Origin of the sequence: Streptomyces swartbergensis (assembly GCF_002148965.1) — a bacterium.
Classification (GTDB): domain Bacteria; phylum Actinomycetota; class Actinomycetes; order Streptomycetales; family Streptomycetaceae; genus Streptomyces; species Streptomyces swartbergensis.
In genome coordinates this window covers 1-6,334 of record NZ_NGFN01000438.1, presented here as the reverse complement: position 1 = coordinate 6,334, position 6,334 = coordinate 1, and the positions used below count along the sequence as shown (strand labels likewise).

General features: G+C 74.0%; 6 protein-coding genes. All 6 read left to right on the top strand.

Annotated features, from left to right (window positions below):
- Window positions 1-250: 250 nt before the first annotated feature.
- The 6 genes from CA983_RS39230 (at window position 251) to CA983_RS39205 (ending at window position 6,241) form a co-directional block, all read left to right on the top strand.
- Window positions 251-664 (top strand): DUF3151 domain-containing protein, encoded by a 414-nt coding sequence (locus CA983_RS39230; RefSeq protein WP_086605478.1) that lies wholly within the window; start codon window positions 251-253, stop codon window positions 662-664.
- A 152-nt stretch (window positions 665-816) separates the two neighbouring features.
- Window positions 817-1,647, top strand: a complete 831-nt coding sequence (locus CA983_RS39225; RefSeq protein ID WP_086605477.1) for a tryptophan 2,3-dioxygenase family protein — start codon at window positions 817-819, stop codon at window positions 1,645-1,647.
- Window positions 1,640-2,824, top strand: coding sequence for a kynureninase (gene kynU / locus CA983_RS39220; RefSeq protein WP_086605476.1), 1,185 nt, complete (start codon window positions 1,640-1,642; stop codon window positions 2,822-2,824). Before CA983_RS39225 ends, kynU begins: the two co-directional genes overlap by 8 nt.
- Window positions 2,825-2,986: 162 nt before the next feature.
- Complete coding sequence (locus tag CA983_RS39215; RefSeq protein ID WP_086605475.1) at window positions 2,987-3,853, top strand: alpha/beta hydrolase; 867 nt, start codon at window positions 2,987-2,989, stop codon at window positions 3,851-3,853.
- Window positions 3,854-4,017: 164 nt separating this feature from the next.
- Window positions 4,018-5,019, top strand: a complete 1,002-nt coding sequence (locus CA983_RS39210) for an alpha/beta hydrolase (protein ID WP_086605474.1) — start codon at window positions 4,018-4,020, stop codon at window positions 5,017-5,019.
- The gene (locus CA983_RS39205; protein ID WP_086605473.1) at window positions 5,012-6,241 is read left to right on the top strand and encodes an acyltransferase family protein; all 1,230 of its coding nucleotides are present in this window, start codon (window positions 5,012-5,014) and stop codon (window positions 6,239-6,241) included. Before CA983_RS39210 ends, CA983_RS39205 begins: the two co-directional genes overlap by 8 nt.
- Window positions 6,242-6,334 lie beyond the last annotated feature (93 nt).

Here is a 6,334-nt window from a genome sequence, read left to right as displayed (position 1 = left end):
CCGCCGCGCTGCAAGCGGCCGGAGTGTCTGCGGCAGGGGGGTGTGACGGCACCGCCGCTGGAGGGGGAGCCGGTGCGGAAGCGGTTGTCGTAGGTGCGGGGGTTCGTGCTGAGGCCGGGGCGTTGCGCAGTCCGGCGTAGCGGGGTGCCGCTTCTGTGGGACGGGTGCCGCCTGGGGGTACCTCCCAGGCCCTTGAGGCACTGGGGGAGGCACGACTGCCCGCAGCTCACGTCTGCGGCAGACTTGGGGCATGTCCATTCACGAGAACCTCCTCGGGGGCCCGCCCCCGACCCACCTCCCCGACGACCCCGGGCCACGGGAAATGCTCGCGTCGGGTACCGCGCCGGTCGACGTCGCCGCCGCGCACCCCACCTCCTCGCTCGCCTGGGCGCAGCTCGCCGACGAGGCGTACGAGCGGGGCGCGACCGTCGAGTCGTACGCGTACGCCCGTACGGGCTACCACCGCGGCCTCGACGCGCTGCGCCGCAGCGGCTGGAAGGGCCACGGCCCGGTCCCGTGGGAGCACGAGCCGAACCGCGGCTTCCTGCGTGCCCTGCACGCCCTCGCCCGTGCCGCACAGGCGATCGGCGAGCAGGAGGAGTACGAGCGCTGCTCCCAGTTCCTGAAGGACTCCTCGCCGACCGCGGCGCAGGTCCTGGGCTGACGGCGGTCCGTGTGCGCGAGGCCCGTCCGCCGAGCGGGCGGGCCTTGCGGATTCGGGGGACGATTGCGGAGTATGCCCGTGGGGACCGGGGCCCCCGTGCCGGCATCGGCAGGGGCGGACCGCTACCCGGAGTTACAAAGCAGGAGACAGCGATGTCCCACGAGGCTCACGAGCCCGAGACCCCGCATCTCGATTTCCACGGCACGACGCCGTACGAGGACTACGTCAAGGCGGACGTGCTCACCCACCTCCAGCACACCCTCTCCGACGACCCCGGAGAGATGGTCTTCCTGGTCACGACCCAGGTGATGGAGCTGTGGTTCACCGTCATCGTCCACGAGTGGGAGACGGCGGCACACGCGCTGCGCGGCGACGACGTACCCACCGCGATCGCCGCGCTGAAGAGGTCCGTACGCGAGCTGGAGGCGCTGAACGCCTCCTGGAAGCCGCTCGGCCAGCTCACGCCGGCCCAGTTCAACTCGTACCGGTCCGCCCTCGGCGAGGGCTCCGGCTTCCAGTCGGCGATGTACCGGCGGATGGAGTTCCTGCTCGGCGACAAGTCCGCGTCCATGCTGGTCCCGCACCGGGGCGCGCCGCGCGTGCACGCCGAGCTGGAGAAGGCGCTGCACGAGCCGAGCCTGTACGACGAGGTGGTGCGGCTGCTCGCGCGGCGCGGGTACGACATCCCGCAGGCCGTGCTGGGGCGTGACGTGTCGCAGCGCTACGAGCCGTCCCCGGAGGTGGAGGCCGCCTGGACGGCCGTCTACTCGGGCGACGAGAGCGACGAACTCGCCCGGCTGGGCGAGGCGTTGAGCGATGTGGCCGAGCTGGTGTGGCGCTGGCGCAACGACCACCTCGTCGCCACCCGCCGCGCGATGGGCGCCAAGACCGGCACGGGCGGCTCCGCCGGAGTGGCCTGGCTGGAGAAGCGGGCGCAGAAGCAGGTGTTCCCCGAGCTGTGGACGGCGCGGTCCTATGTCTGAACTCGCGACGCGGGCGGAGAAGCTGGACGCCGCCGACGACCTGCGCGGCAAGCGGGACGCCTTCGTCCTCGATGACGTTGTCTACCTCGACGGCAACTCGCTCGGCGCGCTGCCGGCCGTCGTCCCCGGGCGGGTCGAGGACGTCGTACGCCGCCAGTGGGGCGAGCTGCGCATCCGGTCCTGGGAGGAGAGCGGCTGGTGGACCGCGCCCGAGCGGATCGGTGACCGGATCGCCCCGCTGGTCGGGGCGGCGCCCGGGCAGATCGTGGTGGGCGACTCGACAAGTGTCAACGTGTTCAAGGCACTTGTGGGGGCGGTGCGGATGGCCGGGGAGGGCCGCGACGAGATCCTCGTCGACGCCACGACCTTCCCCACCGACGGGTACATCGCACAGTCCGCCGCCCGGATGACCGGCTGCACGCTGCGGCCGGTGGCACCGGCGCAGGTGCCGGGCGCGCTGGGCGACCGTACCGCCGCCGTCCTCCTCAACCACGTCGACTACCGCACCGGCCGGCTGCACGACCTGCCGGCGCTGACGGCCGCCGTGCACGGGGCGGGAGCGTACGTCGTCTGGGACCTGTGCCACAGCGCGGGCGCGCTGCCCGTGGGGCTGGACGAGCACGGCGTGGACCTCGCGGTCGGCTGCACCTACAAGTACCTGAACGGCGGGCCGGGTTCACCGGCGTACCTGTACGTGCGCAGGGAGCTTCAGGACCGCTTCGACTCCCCGCTGCCCGGCTGGAACTCCCACGCCGAGCCGTTCGGGATGCGCAGCGGGTACGAGCCGGCCCCCGGTGCCCTGCGTGGCCGGGTCGGCACACCGGACATCCTCTCCATGCTCGCCCTGGAGGCGGCCCTGGAGGTGTGGGACGGGGTGCAGGTCGAGGCGGTGCGGGCCAAGTCGCTCGCGCTCACGGACTTCTTCCTGGAGTGCGTGGCCGCGTACGTGCCCGAGGGCAGGGTCGAGTGCCTGACGCCGATCGCGCACGCGGAGCGGGGCAGTCAGATCGCCCTGCGCTGTGAGGGTGCCGGTGACGTGATGAAACGGCTCGTCGAGCGGGGTGTGGTCGGCGACTTCCGGGCGCCGGACGTGCTGCGCTTCGGCTTCACGCCGCTGTACGTGGGTTTCGCCGACGTGGAGCGGGCGGCGCGGGTGCTGGCCCGGACGCTGGGGTGAGTTCCCGGTGACGAACGGCCCCTGCCGCCGCGGGGGCCGTTCGGTCTTCACCCAGCGTGACATCCCCGTGTCCGCCCACGTCACCTGCCTGATACCGTCCCGGCCAACGGCCGGATCCCCACCTGGTCCGCCATCTACGTTTGATCGCTGAGAGGTTGGAGCATGACGGACGACGTCGCAGCGGCACGGGCCGCCGCGGAAGAGAAGTCGGTGTTCTCGCACGCGCCCGTCGACCCGGACGTGACCGCTGCCTACGGTGACCATCCCGACCAGGTGATCGACTTCTACGCCCCGCGCGGGCAGGGCGGCCCGGGTGGGCCCGCCCCGGTCGTCCTCGTGCTGCACGGCGGTGCCTGGCGGGCGCCCTACGACCGCCGTCACATCAGCCCGTTCGCGGCCTTCCTCGCCCGCCGCGGGTTCGCCGTGGCCAGTGCCGAGTACCGGCGCGGTCGTGACGACGACTCCGTCGCGGGCCGCTGGCCCGACACCTTCGACGACGTCGCGGCCGCGCTGGACGCCCTTCCGGCGCTCGTGCGGGAACACTTGCCGCAAGCCCACCCGGGCCGTACGGTCCTCACCGGTCACTCGGCGGGCGGGCAGCTCGCCCTGTGGGCCGCGGCCCGGCACGTCCTGCCGGCCGGATCGCCCTGGCGCGCCGACAGCCCGGCGGCCCTGCGCGGTGTGGTCGCCCTCGCCCCGATCGCGGACCTCGCGGTCGCCGACAAGCTGGACGTGTGCGGCGGTGCCGTACGGCAACTCCTGGGCGGGGACGAGCACTTCGCCGAGCGGCAGCCGTACGCGGACCCGGCGCTGCTGCTGCCCACCGGCATCGCCACCACTCTCGTCCAGGGCCGCACGGACCTCGATGTGCCGCAGGTGGTCGCCGAGTCGTACGCGGACGCGGCGGCGAAGGCCGGGGAGATGGTGGGAGTGACGCTGCTGGAGGACGTGGGGCACTTCCCGCTCATCGACCCGGCGGCGGACGCGTGTGCCGTGGTGGTGGAGGAGATCGCGCAACTGGCCTGGTGAGGGGCCTTCCTGGGATACCCGTAGGAGCGGTCCCCGGTCATACCCGTAGTACCTGAGAGCCAGGCCACACGTGAGCTCCCCGGTGTGACGCGGACGACGAGTCCCGATCCGTAACTTCCCTTCCGTGCAGACCCGATGGCCGGGTGCGCTGGAGGGGGACGACCATGGGGTTCGCAGCGAAGTACCGCCGTGGCGACGGCGGTCGGCGCCGCGGAGGCCGATGGCGTCGAGCCGCGCTCGCCGCCCTCATCACCGGCGCGGTGGTGTTCCCTCTCTCCGCTGCCGGGCGCCCGGAGATCCCCGCGCCCGCCCCCGCCTCCCTCGCGCCTCTCAGCGCGTCGACGCTCGACGAGGCGTACGCGGCCAACCGTGCCAACGCCGCCGAAGCGGCCCGCACGGCCGCCGCCCACCAGGACCGGGACCGTGCCGCGACGGACCGTGCGCTGGCCGCCCCGGCCCGGCGTCTCCTCCGGTTCGACGGCCGCGGCTCCGGCCGGGTGACGGAGGTCTTGGGCGACCTCACTCGCGCCGACCGCATCGCCGTCCTGGTCCCCGGCTCCGACACGAGCCTCGACACCTATGGCCGGTTCCACGCGGCCGCCGCCGCCCTGTACGGGCAACTCGTCCGGCAGGCCCCCGCGGGCACGCGCACGGCGGTCGTGGCCTGGATGGGCTACGAGACGCCGGGCACGGTCAGCGCGACGGTCACGACGACCGGCAGGGCGGAGCAGGCGGCCCCGCGTCTGCGCGCGCTCGTCACCGACCTGCGCGCCATAGCGGGCGGCGGACCGCGCATCTCGCTGCTGTGCCACTCGTACGGCTCGGTCGTCTGCGGCCGTGCCGCCGCCGGACTCGCCGTCGACGACATCGCGCTGGTCGGCAGCCCCGGCACCGGCGCGGACTCCGCGGCCGCCCTGCACACCCGCGCCCGCGTCTGGGCGGCCCGCGGGGGCCACGACTGGGTGGAGAACGTCCCGCACCTCAGCGCGGACCTGTTCGGCACCACCGTCGGCTTCGGCACCGACCCCCTCTCCCCGGCCTTCGGCGCCCGGGTCTTCGCGGCCGGCGACGGCGGCCACAGCGACTACTTCAGCCCCGGCTCGACCTCCCTGACCAACCTGACCCGGATCGTCCTGGGCGAGACCAAGGCGGTGACTCATGACTGACGCCGGAGTACTCGGAGTGCTCGGAGTACGAGGTGCCCGGCATGCGGTGCGCCGCGGCGCCGAACGCGTCGGTGCGGCCACCCCGGCCGGCCGCGACCGGGCCGTGGACGCCCTGCGCGCCGCCGCGGTCCTCGGTGTCGTCCTCGGGCACTGGCTGGTCACGGCCCTGGTCGCCGACAGCGGCACCCTGCGCACGGCGAGCCCCCTCCAGCACATGCCCTGGCTGACGCCCGTCTCCTGGCTGTTCCAGACGCTCGCCGTGTTCTTCCTGGTCGGCGGGCATGTCGCGACCCGCGGTCTGGCCTCGGCCCGGGCCCGCGGCATTCCCTACCACCAGTGGCTGACGACCCGGCTGACCCGGCTGTTCACACCGGTCGCCGCCGTCCTCACCCTGTGGACGATCGCCGCGCTCGCCCTGCTGCTGTCGGGCGCGGAGTTCGGGACGGTCCGGACGCTGGTGAAACTGGCCCTGTCCCCGCTGTGGTTCCTCGTGGTGTTCGCGGCCCTGACGGCGGCGACTCCGCTGCTGACCCGGTTGAACCCGCTCTGGCCGCTGGCCGTCGTCCTGCATGTGGACCTGCTGCGCTTCGGACTCGGCGGCCCCTCCTGGCTGGGCTGGGTGAACGTGGTGGCGGGCTGGCTGGTGCCCTTCACGCTGGGCGCGGCCTGGACCCGGGGCGAGCTGGAGCGCCGCCGCGCGGGCTGGATCCTGCTCACCGGTGGTGCGGCGGCGACCGCGGGGCTCGTCGCGTGGGCGGGCTATCCGGCGTCGATGGTCGGCGTCCCGGGCGAGGGCATGTCCAACCTGGACCCGCCGACGCTGGCCGTCGTCACCTTCGGGCTGGCCCAGTGCGGTCTCGCCCTGCTGCTGCGCGAGTGGCTGCGGCGGGCGATGCGCCGGCCCGTGGCGTGGGCGGCGGTGGCCCTCGTCAACCTCTCCGCGATGACCGTCTTCCTGTGGCACCAGACGGCCCTGATGGCCACGACGGCCACCGGCCTCCTCGCCGGGCACCTCCCCGGCCTGCACACGCTGCCCGACGGTCTCGGCTGGGTCGGGGCCCGGCTGCTCTGGCTGCCCGTGTTCGCCCTCGCCCTCGCGGTCTGCTGGGCCGCGTTCCGGTCCTTCGAGCGGGGCACGGGCGGCCGGGGCCCCGGTTCGCGGGTGGTGCGGGAGCACCGTCCGTCCGACCGGGGGACGGCGGTGGAGGCGCGCCATGTCTAGGCTGGGGCGCGTGACGGACACGGGGGTTCCGACCGGGGGACGGCGGTGGAGGCGCGCCATGTCTAGGCTGGGGCGCGTGACGGACACGGGGGT

Excerpts from the sequence above, each read along its gene's own strand:
- CA983_RS39230 (WP_086605478.1), top strand. The coding sequence starts at position 251 with ATGTCCATTCACGAGAACCTCCTCGGGGGCCCGCCCCCGACCCACCTC.
- CA983_RS39225 (WP_086605477.1), top strand. The coding sequence starts at position 817 with ATGTCCCACGAGGCTCACGAGCCCGAGACCCCGCATCTCGATTTCCAC.
- kynU (WP_086605476.1), top strand. The coding sequence starts at position 1,640 with ATGTCTGAACTCGCGACGCGGGCGGAGAAGCTGGACGCCGCCGACGAC.
- CA983_RS39215 (WP_086605475.1), top strand. The coding sequence starts at position 2,987 with ATGACGGACGACGTCGCAGCGGCACGGGCCGCCGCGGAAGAGAAGTCG.
- CA983_RS39210 (WP_086605474.1), top strand. The coding sequence starts at position 4,018 with ATGGGGTTCGCAGCGAAGTACCGCCGTGGCGACGGCGGTCGGCGCCGC.
- CA983_RS39205 (WP_086605473.1), top strand. The coding sequence starts at position 5,012 with ATGACTGACGCCGGAGTACTCGGAGTGCTCGGAGTACGAGGTGCCCGG.